24 protein-coding genes are annotated in these 24,331 nt (G+C 63.4%); 9 read left to right on the top strand and 15 right to left on the bottom strand.

Annotated features, from left to right (window positions below):
• Positions 1–8: 8 nt before the first annotated feature.
• The 5 genes from K1T73_RS00950 to K1T73_RS00930 all read right to left on the bottom strand — a co-directional run bounded on the left by K1T73_RS00950 (position 9) and on the right by K1T73_RS00930 (position 4,502).
• Positions 9–506, bottom strand: a complete 498-nt coding sequence (locus K1T73_RS00950) for a murein L,D-transpeptidase family protein (protein ID WP_220602145.1) — start codon at positions 504–506, stop codon at positions 9–11.
• Between the two features lie 68 nt (positions 507–574).
• A complete protein-coding gene (locus tag K1T73_RS00945; protein WP_259400382.1) occupies positions 575–1,801 on the bottom strand; it encodes a class I SAM-dependent RNA methyltransferase in 1,227 nt (408 codons plus the stop codon).
• A complete protein-coding gene (locus K1T73_RS00940; protein WP_220602144.1) occupies positions 1,798–2,934 on the bottom strand; it encodes a CCA tRNA nucleotidyltransferase in 1,137 nt (378 codons plus the stop codon). Before K1T73_RS00940 ends, K1T73_RS00945 begins: the two co-directional genes overlap by 4 nt.
• Entirely contained in the window at positions 2,924–3,526 is a 603-nt protein-coding gene (locus K1T73_RS00935; RefSeq protein ID WP_220602143.1) for a CoA pyrophosphatase, read from the bottom strand. Before K1T73_RS00935 ends, K1T73_RS00940 begins: the two co-directional genes overlap by 11 nt.
• Positions 3,519–4,502, bottom strand: coding sequence for an Hsp33 family molecular chaperone HslO (locus tag K1T73_RS00930; protein ID WP_220602142.1), 984 nt, complete (start codon positions 4,500–4,502; stop codon positions 3,519–3,521). The genes K1T73_RS00935 and K1T73_RS00930 overlap by 8 nt, the downstream gene beginning before the upstream one ends.
• A gap of 177 nt (positions 4,503–4,679) precedes the next feature.
• On the opposite strand from K1T73_RS00930, the gene K1T73_RS00925 reads away from it, so the two are divergent.
• Positions 4,680–5,117, top strand: coding sequence for an NUDIX domain-containing protein (locus tag K1T73_RS00925; protein WP_220602141.1), 438 nt, complete (start codon positions 4,680–4,682; stop codon positions 5,115–5,117).
• 17 nt (positions 5,118–5,134) lie between these two features.
• Here the strand turns inward: K1T73_RS00925 and K1T73_RS00920 are convergent, their stop codons facing one another.
• Complete coding sequence (locus K1T73_RS00920; protein ID WP_220602140.1) at positions 5,135–6,412, bottom strand: PP2C family protein-serine/threonine phosphatase; 1,278 nt, start codon at positions 6,410–6,412, stop codon at positions 5,135–5,137.
• A gap of 171 nt (positions 6,413–6,583) precedes the next feature.
• On the opposite strand from K1T73_RS00920, the gene K1T73_RS00915 reads away from it, so the two are divergent.
• A complete protein-coding gene (locus K1T73_RS00915) occupies positions 6,584–6,952 on the top strand; it encodes an Hpt domain-containing protein (RefSeq protein ID WP_220603559.1) in 369 nt (122 codons plus the stop codon).
• Here the strand turns inward: K1T73_RS00915 and ilvA are convergent.
• Entirely contained in the window at positions 6,915–8,150 is a 1,236-nt protein-coding gene (gene ilvA / locus K1T73_RS00910; RefSeq protein WP_220602139.1) for a threonine ammonia-lyase IlvA, read from the bottom strand. The two genes, K1T73_RS00915 and ilvA, sit on opposite strands and share 38 nt — an antisense overlap.
• Before the next feature lie 106 nt (positions 8,151–8,256).
• Here ilvA and K1T73_RS00905 point away from each other — a divergent pair, with 106 nt between their 5' ends.
• Positions 8,257–9,483, top strand: coding sequence for an argininosuccinate synthase (locus K1T73_RS00905; protein WP_220602138.1), 1,227 nt, complete (start codon positions 8,257–8,259; stop codon positions 9,481–9,483).
• A 21-nt stretch (positions 9,484–9,504) separates the two neighbouring features.
• Here K1T73_RS00905 and K1T73_RS00900 read toward each other — a convergent pair whose 3' ends face one another.
• From K1T73_RS00900 to K1T73_RS00885, 4 genes are all read right to left on the bottom strand, one after another.
• Positions 9,505–10,020: a toxin-activating lysine-acyltransferase gene (locus K1T73_RS00900; protein WP_220602137.1), complete on the bottom strand. Its 516-nt coding sequence runs from the start codon at positions 10,018–10,020 to the stop codon at positions 9,505–9,507.
• The gene (locus tag K1T73_RS00895; RefSeq protein ID WP_220602136.1) at positions 10,017–10,988 is read right to left on the bottom strand and encodes a Hint domain-containing protein; all 972 of its coding nucleotides are present in this window, start codon (positions 10,986–10,988) and stop codon (positions 10,017–10,019) included. The genes K1T73_RS00900 and K1T73_RS00895 overlap by 4 nt, the downstream gene beginning before the upstream one ends.
• 98 nt (positions 10,989–11,086) lie before the next feature.
• A complete protein-coding gene (locus K1T73_RS00890; RefSeq protein WP_220602135.1) occupies positions 11,087–11,803 on the bottom strand; it encodes an HAD family hydrolase in 717 nt (238 codons plus the stop codon).
• Positions 11,803–12,711: a D-amino acid aminotransferase gene (locus K1T73_RS00885; protein ID WP_220602134.1), complete on the bottom strand. Its 909-nt coding sequence runs from the start codon at positions 12,709–12,711 to the stop codon at positions 11,803–11,805. The genes K1T73_RS00890 and K1T73_RS00885 overlap by 1 nt, the downstream gene beginning before the upstream one ends.
• Positions 12,712–12,964: 253 nt before the next feature.
• Here K1T73_RS00885 and msrA point away from each other — a divergent pair, with 253 nt between their 5' ends.
• Positions 12,965–13,633 carry a peptide-methionine (S)-S-oxide reductase MsrA gene (gene msrA, locus K1T73_RS00880; RefSeq protein ID WP_220602133.1) on the top strand — a complete coding sequence of 223 codons (669 nt, stop codon included), beginning with the start codon at positions 12,965–12,967 and terminating at the stop codon, positions 13,631–13,633.
• Between the two features lie 46 nt (positions 13,634–13,679).
• On the opposite strand, the gene K1T73_RS00875 is transcribed toward msrA, so the two are convergent.
• A complete protein-coding gene (locus K1T73_RS00875; RefSeq protein ID WP_220602132.1) occupies positions 13,680–15,935 on the bottom strand; it encodes an NADP-dependent malic enzyme in 2,256 nt (751 codons plus the stop codon).
• Positions 15,936–16,090: 155 nt separating this feature from the next.
• Here K1T73_RS00875 and mutS point away from each other — a divergent pair, with 155 nt between their 5' ends.
• Complete coding sequence (mutS, locus tag K1T73_RS00870; protein WP_220603558.1) at positions 16,091–18,712, top strand: DNA mismatch repair protein MutS; 2,622 nt, start codon at positions 16,091–16,093, stop codon at positions 18,710–18,712.
• A 133-nt stretch (positions 18,713–18,845) separates the two neighbouring features.
• Here mutS and K1T73_RS00865 read toward each other — a convergent pair whose 3' ends face one another.
• Both K1T73_RS00865 and hrcA read right to left on the bottom strand, forming a co-directional pair.
• Entirely contained in the window at positions 18,846–19,406 is a 561-nt protein-coding gene (locus K1T73_RS00865) for a nucleotide exchange factor GrpE (protein WP_220602131.1), read from the bottom strand.
• Positions 19,407–19,417: 11 nt separating this feature from the next.
• A complete protein-coding gene (gene hrcA, locus K1T73_RS00860; RefSeq protein WP_220602130.1) occupies positions 19,418–20,482 on the bottom strand; it encodes a heat-inducible transcriptional repressor HrcA in 1,065 nt (354 codons plus the stop codon).
• 119 nt (positions 20,483–20,601) lie between these two features.
• Between hrcA and rph the strand changes: the two genes are divergently transcribed.
• Genes rph through K1T73_RS00840 form a run of 4 tightly spaced genes read left to right on the top strand, consistent with a single transcriptional unit; the run spans position 20,602 to position 23,432 of the window.
• Positions 20,602–21,318: a ribonuclease PH gene (gene rph, locus K1T73_RS00855; RefSeq protein WP_220602129.1), complete on the top strand. Its 717-nt coding sequence runs from the start codon at positions 20,602–20,604 to the stop codon at positions 21,316–21,318.
• Positions 21,311–21,919, top strand: coding sequence for an RdgB/HAM1 family non-canonical purine NTP pyrophosphatase (gene rdgB / locus K1T73_RS00850; RefSeq protein ID WP_220602128.1), 609 nt, complete (start codon positions 21,311–21,313; stop codon positions 21,917–21,919). The genes rph and rdgB overlap by 8 nt, the downstream gene beginning before the upstream one ends.
• Positions 21,915–23,069 (top strand): radical SAM family heme chaperone HemW, encoded by a 1,155-nt coding sequence (gene hemW / locus K1T73_RS00845; protein WP_220603557.1) that lies wholly within the window; start codon positions 21,915–21,917, stop codon positions 23,067–23,069. Before rdgB ends, hemW begins: the two co-directional genes overlap by 5 nt.
• Positions 23,070–23,072: 3 nt before the next feature.
• On the top strand, positions 23,073–23,432 hold the full coding sequence (locus tag K1T73_RS00840) for a YbaN family protein (RefSeq protein WP_220602127.1): 360 nt from the start codon (positions 23,073–23,075) through the stop codon (positions 23,430–23,432).
• Here K1T73_RS00840 and K1T73_RS00835 read toward each other — a convergent pair.
• Positions 23,401–24,324 (bottom strand): ParB/RepB/Spo0J family partition protein, encoded by a 924-nt coding sequence (locus K1T73_RS00835; protein ID WP_220602126.1) that lies wholly within the window; start codon positions 24,322–24,324, stop codon positions 23,401–23,403. The two genes, K1T73_RS00840 and K1T73_RS00835, sit on opposite strands and share 32 nt — an antisense overlap.
• Positions 24,325–24,331: the final 7 nt, after the last annotated feature.

Raw genomic sequence — 24,331 nt, 5'->3', positions numbered from 1 at the left:
CGATCCCGTTACGGATTGATCGTCACCGGCGTCCCGTTGCGGACCATCGCGTAGATGTCCTCGATATGCCGGTCCTTGACCGAAATGCATCCGGCGGTCCAGTCGCGCCCCAAGCCGCGCTTCTTCTTGTTGGGCCGCCCGTGGATGAAGATATCTCCGCCCGGGCTTTTGCCCTGCATGCGGGCAAATGCCAAATCCCGTTCGTTCGGATAGTCGATCCCGATCGACAGGTGAAACGCGCTGTCAGGGTTGCGCCGGTCGATCTTGTAGAGGCCCTCCGGCGTTCGCCCGTCGCCCCTGAACCGCTTGTGCCCAGAGGGCGCAAAGCCCAGGTCGATCTTGTACTGCTTCAACACCTGCTCGTGATGCAGCAGATACATCCTCCGGTCGCCCTTGTTGATGACCACATGTGTCACCTCCGGCCCGTTATATGTCTTGAATTTCGACCCACAGGCCGAAACGGTCAAAGCGGCCAGCAAGACCGCGACAATTCTCAGAATACGCATGTTCGCCCCACGTTCGCTGCTCTTTTTTGATTCTGGATACAGCATCTCGCAGGACTGGCATAGAGGTTTCAGACGTCCAGCGTGAACACCGTGGCAAGTTCGACATGCGGCGACCATCGGAACTGATCCACCACGCGGACGTGTCCCATCGCGTATCCCGCCTGCGTCAGGGCGCGGGCATCGCGGGCAAAGCTCACGGGATTGCACGAGACATAGGCGACGCGCGCCACACCGGATCGGGCGATCTCGGCAACCTGCGCCTCTGCCCCGGCGCGCGGCGGATCGAGGCAGATGCCATCGAACGCTCCAAGCTCCCCGGCAGTCAGCGGCTCACGAAACAGGTCGCGCACGGCCGCAGTCACAGGCTTCAGGCCCTGAACATGGCGCTGCGCCGTTTCCAGCGCCGCGACCATCTCCGGATCACCTTCGACCGCGTGAACCCGCGCCGTTTCCGCGAGGGGAAAGGTGAACGTTCCGCACCCCGAGAAGAGATCGGCAATACGTTCCGCCCCGGCCAAATGCGACGTGACGTCCGCGACAAGCGCCGCCTCGCCCTCCGTCGTGGCCTGGAGAAACGCCCCGGGCGGCGGCACGACCCGCGCGCGCCCGAAAACCTGCTCCGGCGGCGTCTCCTGAAAGACGATCTCGCCCTCCCAGCGAAGCCGCGCCAGGCTCCCCTCGCGGGCGACATCCGCCAGCGCCGCACGAAGTGCCATGTCGGCCCCAAGCCCGCCGCGCACGTCCACGTCAAGCCCTCCCGCCGAGACCGTCATCGCAGCGGCAAGCTCACCCCGCCGGCTTGCACCGACCTTCGCCAGATCGGCAGCGATCTCCGGGCCTCTCGCCAGGTCGGGGTGAAGCAGGCGGCAATCGGGGATCTCGACGATGACCCCGGATGCCCGCGCGTGAAACCCGGCCATCGCGCCCTTCTTGGTCCGCCGCGCCGAAAAGGTCGCGCGCCGCCGGCTCCCGGGGGGCGAGACATGCATCGGCAGGAACCCGGTTTCGAGCCCCTGCGCCCGAAGCGCCGTTTCCACGATTCCCTGCTTCCACTCGGAGACGAACGCGTCCGCCGCGTGCTGAACCGCACACCCTCCGCAAGATCGGAAATGGCGGCATGGCGGCGCAACCCGGCTTTCGCTGGGCCGCACGATCCTCACATCGGTCAATCTCTGCCCCTCGAGGCGGCCTGTCACCTCCTCTCCCGGAAGCGTCATGGGCGCATAGACAGGTCCCTCGGCCACGCCGTCCCCGTGGTGGCCCAGCCGTTCGATGACCCAGGTTTTCCCGCTCACAGAAGATCCTCTTGGGTCTTCGTGAACCCCGACGCGATCCACGCATCTTCGACCGCGCGTAGCCGCTCGCCAAGCGCGGGGCCCTCGAATTCAGGCATCAGGTCGCGCGCAGTCACCGGGCAGACGGCCTCGGACCCGCGCTTCACCGCCGCGGCCCAACCCTCCGGCAGGGGCATCCCCACCGCCGCCCGGAGCGCGAGGACATCGCGCGCCTCATCCGCTCCGAGTCGATAGGCAAGTTCCCCCGGCCCCTGTACCGACGCGATACCGGCACGATACCGCTCCAACCGCCCGGCCTCCGCCCGACTCAGCCGCAGCGCGGCGTCCGGAGCCTCACCGCCCAGCGCGGCCAACCTCCGGATCGCGTTCGGCGAAAGGCCCATCTTCCCTTCGACATGCACGAGCGGTGGTATCGCCTCGGAGGAGGCCCCCGGCAGGATCCGCATCAGTACGCCCACACGCTCCATGGCGGCAACCGCCACCCCCGGATCCGTCGCCCCGAGCAACTTGCGCATCTCCGCGCCCACACGCTCACGCGCGAGGTGTTTCAGCCCGTCCAACCGCTCCGCGATGGCGGATAGCGCCTCGGGGTCGAGCCCATCTCGGCCATAAACGGCGTTGAAGCGAAAGAAGCGCAGGATGCGCAGGTAATCCTCTTCGATCCGTTGCCCGGCGTCTTCTATGAACCGCACGCGCCCCGCACGCGCATCGTCAAGCCCGCCCACCGGGTCGATCACCACGCCATCGGGGCCTACGTAGAGCGCGTTCATCGTGAAATCCCGCCGCCGCGCGTCCTCGGTCAGATCGTCGGTAAAAGCCACATGCGCTTTGCGCCCGAAAGTCTTCTCGTCGCGGCGGAAGGTCGTGATCTCGAATGGCGTCTCGCCGCTGATCACCGTGACCGTCCCGTGCTCGATCCCGGTCGGAACCGCCTTCAACTCCGCCTTTTCGGCCAGCGCCATCACCCTCTCGGGGCGCGCATCGGTCGCCAGGTCCATGTCGGTGACGGGCAGGCCCATCACGGCATTGCGCACCGCGCCACCGACAACCAGCGCCCGGTGGCCTGCCTCCGTCAGCATTTCGAAGACCGCGCGCAGCTCCGGTGCGTCCAGCCAATCGCCCTCAATCCTCATCGCGCACCGCCTCCGCCAATTGGCGCAGCATCCGCGCGGTCGCGCCCCAGACGTAATAGGGCCCGAACGGCGCCACGTAATAGTGACGTTTGATCCCCCGCCAGTGCCGGCCCTCGATCCGATAACGGCCACAGTCGAGCACATGCGCCAACGGCACCTCGAAAACCTCGTCCACTTCGCCCGCCTCGGGCACCGGGTCGAACCGCTCGCGCACTCGGGCAACCACGGGCGTGACGCTGAATCCCGTCACGGTCTCATGCGCGGGCATCGTCCCCAGTATCTCGAGATTGCTCTCGTCAAGCGCGATCTCCTCGCGCGCCTCGCGCAGCGCCGCAGCGATCACATCCGTGTCGCCCTCGTCCTGCTTGCCCCCCGGAAAGGCGATCTGCCCCGGATGATGCTTCAGCGCCGAGGACCTTTTCGTCAGGATCACGGTCGGACGATCGGGATCGCCATGGATCGGCACCAACACGCCCGCGGGCCGAAGCAGCCGCCTTTCCGGCAAGACGATCCCGTGATTCAGGTCGAAATCCGACGACGGGCGCATGGGCCGCTCCAGCGCCCGCAGGACCTGGTGCAGCGGATCACTCATCTTTGTCCGCATCGAACCCCAGCGTCGCGGGGTCAAGGTCGTAATGCGCGCCGCAGAACTGGCAATCCGCAGTGACACGGCCCTCCTCGGTCGTCATCTTCTCGATGTCGCCCGAGGAATAGATCGAAAGGCTCTGACGCACGCGCTCCTCCGAACAGGTGCAGCCGAACCGCACCGCCTGCACGTCGAAGACGCGCGGAATTTCCTCGTGAAAGAGCCGGTAGAGAACGTCGGTGGGCGCAACCGAGGGGCCTATCAGCTCGAGTTCCTCGGCCGTGTCGAGAAGCAGGTTCGTCCGCACCCAGTTCTCTCCCTCTTCGCCTTCGACAATATCTCCGGCCTTCAAGAGCCCCCCCTCGCCGCTCCCGCCTTCCTTCGCGAAGGGGGATGCCTTGGGCATATGCTGGATCATGATACCCCCCGCGCGCCAGCTTTCCGCGCCGCCGGGCTCGCGCGACGTGCCGAAGCTCAGCTTGAACCGCGTCGGAAGCTGCTCGGATTGCGCGAAATAAGCCTCCGCGCATGCGGCAAGGCTGCCGCCCGCGATCGGCGTGATCCCCTGGTAGGGCGTGGTGCCCTCGCCCTGGTCCAGAAGAATCGCGAAATATCCGTCGCCAAGCTGCTCGAAGGGCGCCGCATTGCTCAGACGGTCGCGGTCGAAACTGGCATAGGCACGGATGCGCGCCGGCTCGCCTTCCGCAGCGGGCGCGTAGTAATCCGTCGCGATCATCCGAACCGCGCCCTTGGTCTGCACCTGGAGGCTCAGCTTCCATCGCAGCTTCACCGTCTGCCCGACCATGACAGTCAGAAGCGCCATCTCCGCGATGAGCGCCTCAACCTGCGGCGGATAGGCGTGCTGCCTCAGGATTTCGTCCAGCACGCCATCAAGGCGCGCCACGCGTCCCCGAATATCGCTCGCATCCAGTTGGAAGGGCAGGACCGTGTCGTCCCAGGCGATCTTTTGAGCAAGGGTCATGGGGTTTCCTTCGAGGCCCGAAATTGGCATATCCTGCGCGCGTCGAGTGTCGCGCATGGTACCCCGCCGGTCCATGAGGCGCGCAAATCCCGAATTCGGTCAGGACATGCGCGATCGGCGGAATTGACAGACACGCTAGATAGGGCATCCGGCGCGACGGTCCAAGGGGGTGGCAACATGATTCGACGCGTTGGGGAACCCGTGCGGCCCGACATCCGCTACAGGATCCGGCCCGGTGTCTATGCGATCCTGCCACATGGCGACGGTGTGCTGCTGACCCATCAGGACCGGCCCGAGCCGGAACTTCAATTGCCCGGCGGTGGCGTCGATCCTGGCGAATCGCCGCTGCGCGCGCTTCATCGCGAGGTTTTCGAGGAGACCGGTTGGCGGATCGCGCGGCCCCGGCGTCTGGGCGCCTATCGGCGGTTCGTCTACATGCCTGAATACGACCAATGGGCCGAGAAGATCTGCACGATCTTCGTGGCGCACCCGGCGCTCTGCCTCGGCGAACCGGGCGAGGCGGGCCACACGGCGATGCTCACCGACTGGCGCACCGCGGCGACCGAGGTGGCCAGCGTGGGCGACCGGATGTTCATGCGGCAGTTCCTGCGCTGAGCGTCGGTGCGAAGCGGTCAGACGACCATGCACCAGTCCTTGAATTCGAACATCACGGCCGAGACATCATCGTGGAACCTGTCGGTGCCGGCAAACTCGGTCATCTTCCAGGCGATCGATTCAAGACAGGCCAAGGCACGGGTCTGCTTGAGCGCGGACAGGATATGCGCCAGCCCGTCATCGCCCAGAAGCCGCCCGTCGGGTCCGGCACATTCGACGATCCCGTCGGAATGGATCATCAACCGGTCGCCCGGTCCCAGCGTCACTTCGAACTGCTGAAAATCCGCCGCTTCGATCAGGCCCACGGGCAATCCGCCGCCGCCCACGATCTCGCAGGCACCGGATCGGCGCTGCACGATCGGGTGGGGATGCCCGGCCTGCGCGATCTGCACGCGGCCACTGGCAAGGTCCACGTCCGCAAGCGCCATGGTGAAGTAATGCTCGGTCTCGAGCTCATCGAGGAAGAGCGCGTTGAGCATCGCGACAGTTTCGGAGGGCGCTCTCATCACGTATCCCCCCTTTCCGTCCCGTTCGAGCGCCACGTTCTGATCCGGCGCCGAGGCCGAAAGATACCCGGCCAGGCGCGCGGTCATCAGGGCCGAGCTGATCCCGTGCCCCGAGACGTCGATGCTGTAGAGCCCGACGCGCGTCGGACTCGCTTCGAACACGCCCACGAGGTCGCCCCCCACCCGACCGCTCGATCGCAGAAAGAGCGACGCCTCCCCCGCCCCGAAATCCTTGTGGCGTTCGCTCACCAGCGATTGCTGAAGCTTCTGGGCCTCGACCAGATCCCTGTCGATGCTGTCGTAAAGCGTCTGCAACTCGTCGAGCGTGGCCCGGATCACCCGGTTCTTCTGCGAAAGCTCGCGCCCCATGCGCAGGATCCGCTCCCCCGCCTCGATCCGCGCGCGAAGCTCGTCCGCATTGACCGGCTTTGTCAGGAAGTCATCCGCCCCCGCGTCGAGGCCCCTCGCGATCTCTTCCTTCTCGCCCTTCGAGGTCAGAAGAATGAAATACCCGTAATCCTCCTGCGCCAGTTCGCGAAACGCGCGACAGAAGTCCAACCCGTCCATGCCCGGCATCATCCAGTCGCTGAGAACGAGGTCGGGCGGCCTCTCGGCGCAAAGCTCCAACGCCGCGGCCCCCGAGTCCGCCTCTCGCACGGCAAATCCCCACTGCCCGAGCAGGCTTGCAAGGAGGCGCCGCTGCAATCGGCTGTCGTCCACGATCAGCACGTCGCGGATCGCGGCCCCCGTGCCGGGAGAAGTTTCAAACGGGTCAATCAAAGGTGTCATCGAATCACGCCCAATCGCAGGATCTGATCGCACATCCGTCCCTAACCAATGATGAAAGCTCGAATGCGTTACATTTCCGCGCGAAAGGATACCGCGCGTTAAGAGAACCGGGGCACCCTTCTCACGTCTCACTGGCGAAGGGATCGCGGAATCGGCATGACTGAACCTGCCTTGATAGATTGGGCGCGCGTGGCCGAACTCCGGCGCGAAGTCGGGGCGGACGATTTCGGCGAGATCGTCGAGATTTTCCTCGAGGAGGTCGAAACCGGGATCGACAAGCTGCGCGGCCCGGTCCTGCCGGAAGGGCTCGAAGACCTGTTTCACTTCCTGAAAGGCAGCGCTCTCAATCTCGGTTTCGACCGATTCTCGGTGCTCTGCAGATCGGGTGAGATCGCGATGGCCAGGGGTGATCGCGCGGGGCTGGACCTTTCCGCGACGATAAGTGCGTTCGACCGCTCCCGCGAGGAATTCCTCGCCGGTCTCCCGGCGCTCCTCGATGGCGCTAGATCAGGAACTCCGCAAGGACCTGGTCATTCGTGATATCGCGATAGGTGAAGCCCTCGTCATCGAGCGCGGCCTCGATCCTCGCGAAGTTCCCGGGCGACGTGGTCTCGATCCCGATCAGGACTGAACCGAAGTTGCGCGCGGATTTCTTGAGATACTCGAACCGCGCGATGTCATCCTCTGGGCCGAGGATGTTCAGGAAATCCTTCAACGCACCGGGGCGCTGCGGCATCCGCAGGATGAAATACTTCTTCACGCCAGAATATCTCTGCGCGCGCTCCTTCACCTCGGGCAACCGTTCGAAATCGAAATTGCCGCCGGACGTGACACAGATCACCGTCTTCCCGGCGATTTCCTCACGCATGTCTTTCAAGGCGTCGATCGACAAGGCGCCCGCGGGTTCGAGAACGATCCCCTCGACATTCAGCATCTCGATCATCGTCGTGCATAGCCGGTCCTCGTTGATCGTCCGCGACCGCGCCGGATCGAGGGTTTTCAGCCGCTCGAACGTCCGCTGGCCGATCTGCGCGACCGCCGCGCCATCCGCGAAATTGTCCACCCGCTTCAGCTTCACCGGCTCCCCCGCCGCGAGCGCCGCGTTGAGACAGGCGCCGCCTTCCGGCTCGACCAGCGTGATCCGGCTCGCCTCCCCGACATAGCTCAGGACACCGGCCGCCAGCCCGCCCCCGCCCACCGGCATGACGATGTGATCAGGGAAACCGCCAAGCTGCGCCTCGATCTCCGCCGCGACCGAAGCCTGACCTTCGATCACGTCCTCGTCGTCGAAAGGCGGCAGGAAATGCGCGCCGATCTCGCGGCAATATGCCTGGGCGGCCGCGAGCGTGTCGTCGAAGTAATCCCCGACCATCCGTATCTCGATACTGTCACCGCCGAATTTCGCGGTTTTTCCGATCTTCTGCTGCGGCGTCGTCACCGGCATGAAGATCACGCCACGAACATCGAAATGCTGGCACATGAACGCAACGCCTTGCGCGTGGTTTCCCGCGCTCGCGCACACGAAAGTAGGCTTTTCTCCCGCCGCCATGACCTTGCGCATCGCGTTGAACGCGCCGCGCAGCTTGTAGGACCGAACCGGCGTCAGATCCTCGCGCTTGAGAAGGATGTTCGCGCCATACCGCTCCGACAAATGCTCGTTACGCAGGAGCGGCGTTTCGGGAAACACCGCCCGCATCGCGCGCTCGGCGGCGCGCGCCCTATCGACGAAATCGCTCATGCTTCGTCACTGGCTCATCTCGCGCCGTCTGGCAAGGGGACGACCTTGCCCAGTGCCGCAAAACCCGCTATCCGCCCGCCATATCCGGCAAGAAGGAACAACGCCCATGTCCGCGCCCAAGAAAGTCGTTCTCGCCTATTCCGGCGGCCTCGATACCTCGATCATCCTCAAGTGGTTGCAAACCGAATATGGATGCGAGGTCGTGACCTTCACCGCCGACCTGGGCCAGGGAGAGGAGCTCGAGCCCGCCCGCCAGAAGGCCGAGATGCTGGGCATCAACCCTTCCAACATCTACATCGAGGATATTCGCGAGGAATTCGTTCGCGATTTCGTCTTTCCCATGTTCCGCGCCAATGCGCTCTACGAAGGGATGTATCTTCTCGGTACCTCCATCGCTCGCCCGCTCATCTCGAAGCGCCTGGTCGAGATCGCGGCCGAAACCGGGGCCGATGCGGTGGCCCATGGCGCGACCGGCAAGGGCAACGATCAGGTCCGGTTCGAGCTCGCGGCCTACGCGCTCAACCCCGACATCAAGGTGATCGCACCGTGGCGTGAATGGGATCTCACGTCCCGGACGCGTCTCCTCGAATTCGCCGAACAGAACCAGATCCCCATCGCCAAGGACAAGCGCGGCGAAGCACCCTTCTCGGTCGATGCCAACCTCCTGCACACGTCCTCCGAGGGCAAGGTGCTCGAAGACCCCGGCGAAGAGGCGCCCGATTATGTCTATCAGCGCACCATCGACCCCGAGAAAGCGCCCGAGACGCCGGAATTCATCGAGATCGGCTTTGAAAAGGGCGACGCCGTGTCGATCAACGGCGAGGCCCTGTCCCCCGCCACGATCCTCACCCGCCTCAACGAACTGGGTGGCAAGCACGGCGTCGGGCGTCTCGACTTCGTCGAGAACCGTTTCGTCGGCATGAAATCCCGCGGCGTCTATGAAACACCGGGCGGGACGATCCTGCTCGAAGCGCATCGCGGGATCGAGCAGATCACTCTCGATAGCGGCGCGGGCCACCTCAAGGATTCGCTCATGCCGCGCTACGCGGAACTCATCTACAACGGGTTCTGGTTCTCGCCCGAGCGCGAGATGCTCCAGGCCGCCATCGACCGCAGCCAGGAACACGTCACCGGCACCGTCCGCCTGAAGCTCTACAAGGGCGCGGCCACCTGCGTCGCGCGATGGTCAGACCATTCGCTCTATTCCGAGGCACATGTCACCTTCGAGGACGACGCCGGCGCCTACGATCAGAAGGACGCGGCGGGTTTCATCCAGCTCAACGCCCTGCGTCTCAAGCTGCTGGCCGCGCGTGAGCGCCGGCTGAAGGATTAGGCGACCGAGCATCGCACGGGGTTATCGGGCGGCCAGGTAGCGTTCGGCCGAGTAAACCCGTGCGAGGCGGTCCGCGTCAAAGTCGATGTGGACGATCCGGCGAACATCGTTTCCCGTGCCCATGCGCTGAAAACGGAACTCGCGCTCGGCGAAGTTCCCCCTGACCATGATCCAGCGCACGATCTGCGAGGTCAGGCCGCGATAGGGTGCGATCAGGTCGATGATCCACAGCCGATGCCCCGATTGCCAGTCGGTCGGATCGAGCAATTCGCCCGAGAGAAACTTGCGCTCCGCCTTTTCATCGAGCCAGGCCCAGGTCATCGCCGCACGCGGCACGCCGTCGAAGCGGAAGATACGAAACTGACCCGCCAGGACCGGTGGCTCGAAGAACCGGCGCAACGTGGCGACACCCATTTTCGCATGACGCCCGCTTCGAAACGCGAGGAAAGCCAGGTCGCCATAGATACGCAACTGCTCCTCGCTCGGCATTTCCGACGGTGGCAGCGGCTGGCCCGCCGAATCCCGCGCGGCGATCATCGCGGTGCCTCCGCCGTCGCGCCCTCGAGCAGGACCGCGGCCTCCCATGGGCGCAAGACGCTGCGCGCCGTTTCGCCATAGCCGCCGCTATCCGACAATTCGGGAAACAGGGTCAGAAGCTCGTTGCGCACCGCATCCCCCATTTCATTCAGCGCGTGCCGCCCAGGATGAAAGCTCTCGGTCGGCGCGCCATCTGTCCAGATGATCTGATGATCGTCGAACAGGACGTGGAAATACTCCACCGGCGCGCAGGTATCGACACGGCGCACACGTTCGCCGTCGATCAGCCCCTTCGCCGGGACGAGAACTTCCGCCGTTCCGAACAGAAGCTCCGCTCTCCAACTGCCAAGATGGAACCTGTGCTGCGGTGAGACGGTCAGCGGCCGCTCGGGGCAGCCTGGGCTCAACGCTTCCGGCTCCACCCTTATCGGTCGAAGGCCGGGATCGGCGCATTGCTCGGCGCTCGTCACCAACCGCGAGCCGATCCAGCGCACGGGCTGAAACCCGTCGTCGAGCGTCAGCACATTGTCGCCGACCCGCAAGCTCTCGACGGCGACCGGACCGTTCTCGGTCTCGATCAACGTGCCCCGCGCGACGCAGATCAGAAGCGTGATCCGCACCGTGTCATCGTCGGAATTGTTGCCGGACCTCCCGGTAATGACGAAGCTCACGACCTGGTCCGACCCCGTCGCCTTGACGGCATCCCAGTCCGGCGTGAACGTGTATTCGCCGGTCGTGGAGTTGAAATCCAGGGTTCCCAACGCGGGATTGCTCAGGCCGGACGACGTATAGCCACCCGAAGCTTCGCCTGTATCGACTTCGTTGCCGTTGTTGTTTACCAGGACGACGTTGAAGTCGCCGCTCACCGTCTCCGAATCCGATAGCCGAAGATCGAGCGTAGCGGTCCAGACATCACGTCCACCAGACGTCTCGCCGCCAACATCCGAGATGTTGTACGTGTAACCCATGCTTCACCTGCCTAACGCCCCATTTTCTGGGGTCTTGCACAACCGTGGCGCCAACTTAACAGTTTCCTGAACATTGATCCACAGGTCGCGGCTGGATCCTAGGGTGTCAACGCCCGCGCCTTCAGCCGCTCGTAGCAGGGCATCGCAGCCTCCATCACCGCGCGAAGCGGCCCGTCCACCCGTGGCAGGGGTCCTTCCGGCCCGGCAAATCCTGTGCTTCGATGCACCGCCCCGTACCAGTGCGCGGCCCAGACCCCATCGGCGGGATGCCCCCCCTTTGGCCAGCTCAACATCGCCGGGTCGAACCGGATCCCGATCTCGTCACAAAGCCTGCGCAACATGGGTTCCGGCGCCTCGCGGATATCGTGGCTGTCCACCACGACCGGCGTATCGCCCAGCGCCGCCGCCTCGTCGAACAGTTCGGCCTGCTGGCGAAACCCGATATCGTCGAGCGTCGGGTTCTCGCGCTTGGCGGCATAGCTCGCGATCACGCGGGCCGGATGACGGATCAAGAAGACATTGCGCACCTTCCCGATCCAGTCGCGCCGGACCCCCTCCACCATGTGCTGGCTCATGTGCTTCTGGTATTGGATGCGGCCTTCCGGCAACGATCCGGTCAGCGATGTGATCACATCTTCCGGGTCTTGCGGCTGCGACGCCATCACCTCGTCACGCATCGGATGCTCGAGCCCGGTGAGCGCGAGATATGCCGCGTAGAACGGCTCATCCACCACCGCACAGTCGCCACGCGCGCCGAAGGAATACATCATCGCCGTCGACAGGTTGCGCGGGCCGGACCACATCGCGATCCGCATCAGGCCGAATCCCGCCTTATCAGAGCCTTGTAGAGCCCTTGGATACGTTTCGTCATCGGCCCGAGGCTTCCATCGCCGATCACCCGCCCGTCGATTTCGCTCACCGGTGTCTGAGCGCCGAACGTCCCGGTCAGGAACGCCTCGTCCGCGCCATAGGCGTCCACCAGCGAATAGTTCCGCTCATAGACCGGGATGCCCTCAGCACGGCAGACATCTATCACCTTCTGCCTTGTGATCCCGTTCATGCAATAGTCCCCCGTCGAGGTCCAAACTTCCCCTTTCCTCACGATGAAGAAGTTACAGGCATTCGTCGTGTTCACGAAGCCATGCACATCGAGCATCAGCGCCTCATCAGCGCCCGCCTTCTCGGCGGCAATACAGGCCAGGATGCAATTGAGCTTCGAATGTGAGTTGAGCTTGGGATCCTGCGTCATCGGCAAACCACGGATATGCGGCACCGTGGCAAGGCGGATGGGCCGCGCGATGGCGGGCTTGGAATGCTCCATGATGATCACCACCGTGGGTCCCTGCCGGCTGAGCGACGGGTGCTGGAAAGGGCGCGTCTTCACACCCCGCGTCACCATCAGGCGGGCATGGGCATCGGTGGTCATGCCATTGGCCTTTTGCGTCTCCAGCACGGCGGAAATCACCTCCTCCCGGCTCAACCCGATATCGAGGTCTATCGCCTTTGCCGCCTCGAAAAGCCGGTCGATATGCTCGTCCAGGAACGCCCAGGTCCCGTCATAGAGGCGCAATCCCTCCCAGACACCGTCGCCAAGCATGAAGCCGCTGTCATACACGCTGACCATGGCCTCGGACTTGGGCACGACCCTGCCGTCAAGCCAGATGAGTATATCCTCGTTCCGCGCGTCCTCCTGCGCGGCATGTGTCGTCTGGTGCTCGGTCATGGCAAGAACATCCCCATCCTGTTTTGGTCGCGACGCTAGGTTGAGATTCCATCAAACCCATACTCCAGTTGCTCGGATTTGCCCACTGACAAGGCAGAGGGCCTCTGGGCCAGTCAAGCACTTTCAATGACGCTGCAACGCACTGCAACAGGTGTGCCGAAACCCGGTCACCTTCGCGTGACCTCACGACTCCGTGCATTCCGGCTCGGGGCCCGCTTTGGCATGGTGCAGGAAAGATGAAGGAGGCAGTCGCATGAATTCGAACGGCAAGACATGGAAATCCATCCTGCTCGCAGGTCTCATCGCGCTCGGCCTTGGCGCGCAGCAGCAGCCCGCCCATGCGGCCGATCAGGAGACACTGATCGTCGCGGGGGGATGTTTCTGGTGCGTCGAGGCGGATTTCGAGAAGGTGAAGGGCGTGACCGAGGTCGTGTCGGGCTATACCGGCGGCACCATGGAAAATCCGACCTACAAGGATGTCACCGCCGGCGGCACCGGCCATTACGAAGCGGCCCGGATCCACTATGATCCCGCACAGGTCACGCGAGAGCAGCTTCTTCACATGTTCTTCCGCTCGATCGACCCCACGGATGCCGGCGGGCAATTCTGCGACAGGGGCGAAAGCTATCGCACCGCGATCTTCGCATCTGACCCGAACGTAGTGGAGGCCGCGCGCGAGGCAAAGGCCGAAGCCGAGAAGGCGCTGGGCCAGGACATCGTGACGCCGATCCTTCCCCGGCAAACCTTCTACGAGGCCGAGGATTATCATCAGGACTACTACAAGAGCGATGAACGCATCGCCTTCAGCTCGGTTGGTCTCGGGGTGAAGAGATCGACCGCCTACAAACGGTATCGCAACGGATGCGGCCGCGACGCACGGGTGCGCGCACTCTGGGGCGACGCGGCACCCTTCGTGAACTGAGGCTGCGTAGGGCCGGTCGGCATCCGCCCGGATATCGACCGCTCTTCTACCCGACCTTGCACGCGGCCAGCACCGCCATGTTCAGGATATCGTTCGTGGTCGAGGTGGTCGAGCAGACCTGGATCGACCTGTCGATACCCGTGAGGATGGGTCCGATAACCGTCGCGCCGCCCATCTCCTGCATGAGCTTGACCGAGATCGACGCCGAATGTCGCGCCGGCACGACAAGGATGTTCGCGGGCCCGGTCAGCCGCTGGAAGGGATAGCTCTTTTGCGCTTCGGTGTTGAGCGCCACGTCCACCGTCATCTCGCCCTCGAACTCGAAATCGACGCCCCGCTCCTCGAGAATACGCGGCGCGCGATGCATCTTCTCGGCACGTTCGGAACGGGGATAACCGAAGGTCGAGAAACTGACGAACGCCACGCGCGGCTCCAACCCGAGATGCCGCGCCACCCCGGCCGAGCGTTCGGCGATACTGGCAAGATCGGATTCGTCCGGCCACTCATGCACCAGCGTATCCGCAACCAGGATCACGCGCCCCTTGTGCATCAGGGCCGTCACACCAACGGCACCATGTTCGGCATCCGCGTCGAACACGTGGTTGATGAGGTCGAGCACATAGGCCGATTTCCGCGTCGCCCCGGTGACCAGCCCGTCGCCATGCCCATGCGCCAGCATCAGCGCCGCGAACACGTGCCGATCCCGCGCCGCGAGCCGGTGAACGTCATGCCGGTCATGCCCCCGGCGCTGAAGCCGGGAATAGAGAAACGCCTTGTAGTCGCGCAGATGCTCGGTATTCGCCGCGTTCACGACCTCGAGCTCGCTCACCGCATCGCCAAGTCCCGCGACCTTGAGCTTTTCCGCCACATCCGCCTCGCGCCCGACGACCAGGGCTTGGCCGAACCCGGCGCGCTGGTACTGCACCGCGGCGCGGAGCACTCTCGGATCATCGCCCTCGGCAAAGATCATCCGGGCCTGCGCCGCCCGCGCCCGCGCGTTGATCGACCGCAACATGCTCGCCGTCGGGTCCATCCGCGTCTTGAGCGTGACCTCGTAGGCGTCCATGTCCACGATCGGCCGCCGAGCCGCGCCCGTCTCCATGCACGCCTTCGCCACGGCCGGCGGGATCGTGTAGATGAGGCGCGGATCGAACGGCGCCGGGATGATGTAATCCCGCCCGAAGGACAGCTCGCGGCCATAAGCCATGCCCACCTCGTCCGGCACGTCCTCCCGCGCGAGCCGCGCCAGCGCCTCGGCACAGGCGATCTTCATCTCGTCATTGATCGCCCGCGCGTGACAGTCGAGCGCACCGCGAAAGAGGTAAGGAAACCCCAGGACGTTGTTCACCTGGTTGGGATAGTCGCTCCGCCCGGTCGCCACGATGGCATCGTCGCGCACCGCGTGCGCCTCCTCGGGCGTGATCTCGGGGTCCGGGTTCGCCATGGCAAAGATCACCGGATCGCGGGCCATGCTCTCCACCATCTCGCTGGTAACCGCGCCCCGCACGCTCACGCCGAGGAACACGTCGGCCCCGTCCATCGCCTCCTCGAGCGTGCGCAGCTTGGTATCGACCGCGTGGGCTGACTTCCACTGGTTCATCCCGTCGCTGCGACCCTGGTAGATCACGCCCTTGGTATCGCACACGATGCAGTTCTCATGCCGCGCGCCCATGCTCTTGAGAAGCTCGATACAGGCGATCCCCGCCGCACCGGCCCCGTTCAGGACGATCTTCACATCCTCGATCTTCTTGCCCGACAGATGCAGAGCATTGATCAGGCCCGCGGCACAGATCACCGCCGTCCCGTGCTGGTCATCATGGAAGACGGGAATATCCATCACCTCCTTGAGCCGCTGCTCGATGATGAAACATTCCGGCGCCTTGATATCCTCGAGGTTGATGCCTCCGAAGGTCGGTCCCATCAGCTTCACCGCGTTGATGAACGCCTCCGGGTCCTCGGTATCCAGCTCGATGTCGATGCTGTTGACATCGGCGAACCGCTTGAAGAGCACCGCCTTGCCTTCCATCACCGGCTTCGACCCCAGCGCGCCAAGGTTTCCCAGCCCCAGAACCGCGGTCCCGTTCGAGATCACCGCCACGAGGTTTCCCTTGTTGGTATAGTCATACGCCGTTTCCGGGTTCTCCGCGATCGCCTGGCAGGGGACCGCCACGCCGGGGCTGTAGGCAAGACTCAGGTCACGCTGCGTCGTCATCGGCACCGTGGCGCTGATCTCGAACTTGCCGGGCGTCGGCTCGAGATGAAAGGCAAGGGCCTCTTCGCGGGTGAATTTGGGTTTGGGCATGGTGCTCGCTCGGCTGGAGGGGTCGAGATTTCAGTCTTATCCGTGCATCCCCCCCGCGACAACCACAAGCCTCTTTCGTCCCCCCGGGCGGCCCGATAGATTGCCCGCGGACCAAGGGGGGACGCGTGACCGAAGCGACATCAGCCGTGACGCCGATGATGGCGCAGTATCTCGAGATCAAGGCGGGCCACCCCGGCGCGCTTCTTTTCTATCGCATGGGCGATTTCTACGAGCTTTTCTTCGACGATGCGGCGGCGGCGGCCGAGGCTCTCGATATCGCTCTCACCAAGCGGGGCAGGCATCAGGGGCAGGACATCCCGATGTGCGGTGTGCCCGTCCACTCGGCCGAAGGCTACCTGCTCACCCTTATCCGCAAGGGCTTTCGCGTGGCGGTCTGCGAACAGACCGAGGATCCCGCCGAAGCGAAGAAACGCGGCTCGAAATCCGTGGTGCGCCGCGAGGTGGTGCGCCTCGTCACGCCGGGAACGCTGACCGAGGAAACGCTTCTCGACGCGCGCCGGCATAACTTCCTGGCCGCTTTCGGCAATGTCCGCGACGAAGGCGCCTTGGCATGGGTCGATATATCCACCGGCGCGATGATCGTCATGCGCCTGCCGCAGGTGCGGCTTGGCCCGGAACTGGCGCGCCTCGCACCGGCCGAGGTGGTGGTCGCGGATGGCGCCGAACGCGATCTCATGGAAACCATCGAGGAAAGCGGCGCGGCCCTCACGCCGCTGGGCCGCTCGGCATTCGACAGCACGGGAGCCGAGAAACGCCTCTGCGCGCTTTTCAGAACCGCCTCGCTCGAAGCGTTCGGCACGTTTTCCCGTGCCGAGCTTTCGGCGATGGGCGCCTTGGTCGAATATCTCGAGATCACCCAGAAGGGGAAGCTCCCCCTGCTTCAGCCTCCGCGCCAGGCCGACTCTCGTGGCGCGATGCAGATCGACGCCGCCACGCGCCGCAACCTCGAACTGACCCGTTCCCTTTCCGGCGGACGCGCGGGCTCGCTGATCGCTGTCATCGACCGCACCGTCACCGCAAGCGGCGGACGCCTCTTGGAACAGCGTCTTTCGAACCCGTCGCGGAATACCGAGGTCGTGCGTTCCCGTCTCGCTTGCGTCGATTTTTTGCTGGAACAGTCTCGATTTCGGGACGATCTGCGCACCGCGCTTCGTGCCGTCCCCGACATGGAGCGCGCGTTGTCACGTCTCGGCCTCGACCGCGGCGGCCCTCGCGATCTCGCCGCGATCCGCAATGGCCTGACCCAGGCCGCACAGATCGCCGCGATGTCACGGCCCGGGGACACACCTCCGGAACTCGCCGCTGCGCTTGACAGGCTTTCGGGGCAGGAACAGCTTCTCGAACTCCTCGACCAGGCGCTCGTCGCCGAACCACCCCTATTGGTGCGCGACGGTGGTTTCATCGCTCCGGGCTATGACGACGATCTGGACGAAAGCCGTCAACTCCGCGACGAGGGGCGGGGTGTCATCGCATCCATGCAAAGCGAATATGCCGAGCTGACCGGCATCCAGTCGCTCAAGATCAAGCACAACAACGTTCTGGGTTATTTCGTGGAGGTGACGGCAACCCACGCCGACAAGATGCTCTCGCCCCCGCTCAGCGAGACGTTCAGGCACCGCCAGACGACGGCCAATCAGGTCCGCTTTACAACGGTGCCCTTGTCCGAGATGGAAACGCGGATACTGAATGCGGGCGGACGGGCCATCGAAATCGAAAAGCGTCTCTATGACACGCTGAAATCCGAAATTCTCGATCGCTACGCCGAGCTTTCCGATACCGCCTCGTCCTTGGCGGAGATCGACCTCCACGGCGCATTGGCAAAGCTTGCGCTGGAAGAGAACTGGTGCAGGCCCAAGGTCGATGACAGTCGCGCGCTCGCCATCACGAACGGTCGCCACCCGGTCGTGGAACAGGCCCTGCGCGCATCCGGGGGCGGCCCATTCATCGCCAATGACTGCGATCTCGGCGATCAGGGCGACATCTGGCTTCTGACCGGCCCGAACATGGCGGGTAAATCGACATTCCTGCGCCAGAACGCCCTTATCGCGATCCTGGCCCAGATGGGCAGCTTCGTGCCCGCCGACGCGGCCCATATCGGTCTGGTGAGCCAGGTGTTCAGCCGCGTTGGCGCCTCGGACGACCTGGCGCGCGGACGCTCGACCTTCATGGTCGAGATGGTCGAAACCGCCGCCATCCTCAACCAGGCCGACGATCATGCGCTCGTCATCCTTGATGAGATCGGCCGGGGCACGGCCACCTACGACGGTCTTTCGATCGCCTGGGCCACCCTCGAACATCTGCACGAGGTTAATGGCTGCCGCGCGCTTTTCGCGACACATTATCACGAACTCACCCGCCTCTCGGATCGGCTGACCCGCGTCGAGAACGCGACGATCGCCGTCAAGGAACATGATGGCGACGTCATCTTCCTCCACGAGGTCCATCGCGGAGCCGCCGACCGATCCTACGGCGTCCAGGTGGCCAAGCTCGCCGGTCTGCCCGCCTCGGTGGTCGACCGCGCCCGCGTCGTTCTCGAGGCGCTCGAAAAAGGCGAGCGCGAAGGCGGCGCCAGCCGCGAAGCCGTGATCGATGACCTGCCGCTCTTTTCGGCCACACCGTCACCTGCACCGCGCCCCGCCGCACTTGGGCCCTCGGAGGCGGAACGCCGGCTTCGCGAGGTTCTCCCCGACACGCTCACCCCGCGCGAGGCGCTGCTGTTGATCTACGAGCTGAAGGAACTTGTTAACGAGGACTGAACGCGCGCTGCGTTAACCCGTTAAACGACCGTTCTCGCGCACCGACGTGATACCGACGTGGATACCGACGTAGATACCGACATGAAAAAAGGCGCCCATAGGGCGCCTTAACACGTTGCGGAAGGCCGGGCGCCTACCCCCTGTTGGAGGACACTCCAACCTGCGCGGGACGCAGGATCCGGTCATGCAACATGAACCCCTCGGCCGACACCTGGATGATCTCCCCGGCCTTGGTATCCGGCACCGGCGCTTCGAACATCGCTTCGTGCAGCTGCGGATCGAACTTGTCACCAGGCTGCGGAGAAACAAGGATAATTCCGTGTTTCGAAAAGGTGCTCAGAAGCTCTCGCATGGTCAGCTCCACCCCCTCGATTAACGCCTTCGAGACGTCCTTCTGCTCATCCGTGGCCGCCTCGACGGCCCGTTTGAGGTTGTCGTAAACCGGAAGCATGTCGCGCGCCAGTTTCGCGCCGCCGTAATTCTCGGCATCGCGGCGCGCCTTGTCTCCACGCTTGCGCACGTTCTCCGCATCCGCCAGCGCCCGCATGAACTTGTCCTTCAATGCGTCCCGCTCGGCCCGAAGCGCATCGATTTCCGCTTCCTCGTCAGACACTTCCGCGGTCTCGACTTCCTGCTCCTCGGCCATCGCCGTCTCCAGGTCGTCCAGAAATTCATCGTTCTTGGGCTCTGCCATGTCGTACCTCTTCAACCGCGGTCGGAAATCAACTTCCCGACCAGCTGTGCCGTATAATCCACGATCGGCACGATCCGCCCATAGTTGAGCCGCGTGGGTCCGATGACCCCGACCGCGCCGACGATCTTTCGATCAGCGTTCATATATGGAGACACCACCAGAGAGGAACCCGAAAGTGAGAAAAGTTTGTTCTCGGAGCCAATAAAAATTCGCACGCCTTCCCCTTCATCCGCCAATTCGAGGAACTCCGCGATATCCCGCTTCCGTTCCAGGTCGTCGAATAGCTCACGAATGCGCTCGAGGTCGGCCTCGGTGCCATCGGCGCCCAGAAGGTTCGCCCGTCCCCTCACGATCAGCCTTTCGGGGGATTCTCCATCACGATCCCAGACAGCCAGCCCACTCTCGACCAGCTCCCGCGCAAGCACGTCGATCTCCTGCCGTCGCTTCGAGATCTCCTTGCTGAACTTCGAGCGAAGATCCGACAGCGTCTTGCCCTCGATGAGCGCGTTGAGGAAATTCGCGGCTTCCCGCATGGAGCTCGGCGTCTGACCGGGCGGCGGCGTGAAAATGCGGTTCTCCACGTTGCCGTCGGCGAAGACGAGAACCACCAGCGCACGATCATGTGCAAGGCTCACGAACTCGATATGCTTGATAGGCGCCTCATGCTTGGGCGCGAGGACGAGGGACGCGCCCTTGGTGACGCCCGAAAGTGCCGACCCGACACGATCGAGAACATCCGTCACATCTTGCGAATTGCCTGTGACAGTCGCGTCGATCTTCTCGCGATCCTCCGGGCCCAGGTCCCCGACCTCGAGCAATCCGTCGACGAATATCCTGAGGCCTTCCTGGGTCGGCAACCGCCCCGCGCTGATATGCGGAGAACTCAGCAGGCCGAGATACTCGAGATCCTGCATCACGTTCCGGATGGTCGCCGCGCTCACCTTCTCCGACATCTCCCGCGTAAGCGTGCGGGAGCCAACCGGTTCCCCGGTGAGCAGATACGAGTCGACGACACGGCGAAAAACCTCGCGCGATCTGTCGTTCAACTCCTCGAGTAGCTTTCCGTTCTCCGCCATGGAAACGTCGCTCGGCCCCCGCATCGACATCGGACAATTAAGGAAATCGAAGGCAATCTTGCTTCCATTCCACTGGATACAAAGTTATTTGCGGTCTACCGAAATACAAGGATCATCTTATGCGACCTTCCGGCCGAACCCTCGATCAGATGCGGCCTGTTTCCATCGAGACAGGTATCACGAAACACGCCGAAGGGTCGTGCATGATCCGGATGGGCGATACCCATGTGCTCTGCACCGCCACGATCGAGGACCGCGTTCCGCCCTTCATCAAGGGGTCCGGTCTTGGATGGGTTACGGCGGAATACGGGATGCTGCCCCGCTCGACCACGAGCCGGATGCGCCGCGAGGCGACCGCAGGCAAGCAGGGCGGCAGAACAGTCGAGATCCAAAGGCTGATCGGCCGTTCCCTGCGCGCCGGCATCGACCGCGTTGCCCTCGGTGAGCGGCAGATCACCGTGGATTGCGACGTGATCCAGGCGGACGGCGGCACGCGCTGCGCATCCATCACCGGCGGCTGGGTCGCGCTGAAGCTCGCCGTTCAGAAACTTCTGAAGGCCGGCGAGGTAACAACCGATCCCCTGACCGATCCCGTGGCCGCGGTATCCTGCGGCATCTACGCGGGCCAGCTCATCCTCGATCTGGATTATCCCGAGGACAGCGAGGCCGGTGTCGACGGAAACTTCATCCTCACCGCATCCGGCAAACTGATCGAGGCGCAAATGTCCGCCGAGGGCTCGACCTTCACGCGCAAGCAGATGGATGGGCTGCTGGATCTGGCGGAGAAAGGCGTGGCTGAACTGTCCGAGATCCAACTGGCGGCGGTAGATGCGTAAATTCGACGAAGATCGCCTGCTCGTCGCGACCCATAATCGCGGAAAGCTCGAGGAGATCGATCATCTCCTTGAACGTTTCGATATCACCATCGTTGGCGCGGGTGATCTTGGTCTCGAAGAACCCGAAGAGACCGAAACATCCTTTGTCGGCAACGCGCGGATCAAGGCGCACGCAGCGAGCAAGGCGACTGGCCTTCCTGCCCTCGCCGACGATTCCGGGCTTTGCGTCGATGCACTTGACGGCGCACCCGGCGTCTATACCGCCGATTGGGCCGAAACGCCGAACGGGCGCGACTTCTCGATGGCGATGCAGAAAGTGCACGATCGCCTCGTGTCGTCAGGCGATCCCGAGCCTTGGACAGCACGATTCTGCTGCACGCTCGTTCTTGCATGGCCCGACGGTCATCACGAGGTGTTCGAGGGCATGATCGAGGGTAGGATCACCTGGCCGCCGAGGGGCGATCAGGGCCATGGCTATGACCCCATCTTCCAGCCCGACGGCTACGACATCACCTTTGCCGAGATGAACAGGTGGGAGAAGAACACTCTCAGCCACCGGGGCGCAGCATTCACGAAGCTCGTGCAGGGTTGCTTTGATTGAAGACTGGAAGAACGCCGGCTTCGGCCTCTATGTCCATTGGCCGTTTTGCCAATCGAAATGTCCGTACTGCGACTTTAACAGCCATGTCGCCTCGCACGTGGACCAGGACCTCTGGCTCGATGCCTACTTGGCCGAGATCGAGAGATACGCGAAACTGTGTCCCGGCAGGCTCCTGAATTCGGTATTCTTCGGCGGCGGAACCCCCAGCCTGATGGAAGAGCGAGTCGTTGCGGCAATCCTCGACGCCGCCGCGAAACACTGGACCATTGCCAACGATCTCGAGATCACGCTCGAGGCCAATCCCGGCTCCGTCGAAGCCACCCGCTTCGAAGGCTATCGAAACGCCGGGGTGACGCGGGTCTCCATGGGCATCCAGGCGCTTGACGACCACGATTTGCGACGCTTGGGACGTCTCCATACGGTCGACGAAGCGATGCGCGCTTTCGAGATCGCACGAGATAACTTCGACAGGGTCAGTTTCGATCTGATCTACGCACGTCAGGATCAGTCTCTCGCAGCTTGGGAAACCGAACTTTCCCGCGCGCTCTCGATGGCTGTCGATCACCTCTCCCTCTACCAGTTGACGATTGAGCCGGGCACCGTCTTCGGCGAGCGCTTCGACAGGGGAAAGCTCGCCGGGCTTCCCGATGAAGATCTTTCGGCCGAGATGTACGCGCTGACGCAGGAACTATGTCGTGACGCCGGACTAGCAGCTTACGAGGTGTCGAATCACGCCGCCCCGGGCGCCGCCTCGCGGCACAATCTCATCTACTGGCGCTACGGCGATTACATCGGCATCGGACCCGGCGCGCACGGTAGATTAACTCTTTCTGGCAAAAGATTTGCAACGATCGCTCCCAGAGAACCCGGTTCATGGCTCAAGGCAGTGAAGACCGGATCGGGAGACGAAGAGTTCGCAGCGCTTACGCAGGAGGAACAGGCTCTCGAGTACCTTCTGATGGCCATGAGGTTGACGGAGGGAATGGATCGATCCCGGTATGCCGCGCTGGGCGGTGATGAGATCTCCCCGCCCGATATCGCGGCACTGGAAGAATTGGGTATGATCGTGACGACCGAGCGAAAGGTTATGGCGACCGAGAAAGGCCGCCCCGTCCTCAACTCCATCATCCGACGCTTGGCAGGCGTCTGATCCATGCGGGCTCTCTGGCTCATCCTCGGGCTGATCTGTCTGATCCTCGGCGGCGCAGGCGTGATCCTGCCACTTGTGCCGACGGTGCCGTTCCTGTTGCTTGCGGCCTATTGTTTCGCGCGATCGTCCGGACGGTTGCACATGTGGCTTCTGTCACATCCCCGCCTTGGTCCACCCATTCGTGACTGGCAGTCATACGGCGCCATCAGACGACGCGCCAAATACCTCGCGACCGCGTCGATCGCGGGCGTTTTGGCGATCTCACTGCTGCTGGGTCTCAAGTCACAGATCATCGCGATTCAGATAGTCGTCCTGACCTGCGTCCTCGTCTTCATCTGGTCTCGTCCGGAAGGCCCGCGCTGAGAAGCGAACAGAGCGCGTCGAGTTGTTCAAGGGACTTGTAGGAGAGTGTGACTGTGCCCGTCTCGTCCGATGCCTTGTGATTTATCGCCACGCCCATCTTCAGATTGGCCGCCAGGTCCGCTTCCAGGGCACGAGTGTCGGCATCCTTGGCATCACCGCGGGATCTGGAGCTGGAGCTTTTTCTCTCCTTCCCCTCCGCAGAGCGCTCCGCTTTGACGAGCTTCTCCAGCTGTCGAACAGAAAGGCCCTTCTTGATGACCTCTTGTGCCAGGAATTTCGGATCATCCGCCGTAACGAGCGCGCGTGCATGACCCGCGGAAATCCGGCCGTCCGCCACATATGCCCGAACCTCCGGCGGAAGCTGAAGCAAGCGCATGGAGTTGGCGATGTGGCTACGGCTTTTCCCAAGAGCACGAGAAAGCTGTTCCTGGGTGTGTCCGAATTTCTCCATCAGCTGCACGTATCCTGCGGCTTCGTCGATCGGATTCAGGTCGGCGCGCTGAATGTTCTCGATAATCGCAATCTCGAGGACTTCCGTATCCGAAAATTCTTTAATTATAACAGGTACTTGATGAAGATTTGCACGCTGCGCCGCTCGCCAGCGCCGCTCGCCGGCTACGATTTCGTAAGCATTGGCTTTGGTCGGATGTGACCGAACGATAAGGGGTTGGATAATGCCTTTCTCGCGAATGGACTCGGCCAGTTCGTCGAGTTTCTCCTCATCAAAGCTTCTTCGCGGCTGGTCTGGATTGGGAAAAACAAGCTCGATAGCCGCGGTAGCCTCCGCTCCCGATTTCTGCGCCTGCCCGGTATCCGTCGCATCCCCGACATCCGCCATCAACGCGGACAACCCCCGGCCAAGTCCCCTGGATTTCGTTTTCTTTTCGCTCATTTCACGC

This window comes from Roseovarius sp. SCSIO 43702 (assembly GCF_019599045.1).
In the GTDB taxonomy this organism is placed as follows: domain Bacteria; phylum Pseudomonadota; class Alphaproteobacteria; order Rhodobacterales; family Rhodobacteraceae; genus Roseovarius.
This window is presented reverse-complemented; position numbering and strand designations above follow the sequence as displayed.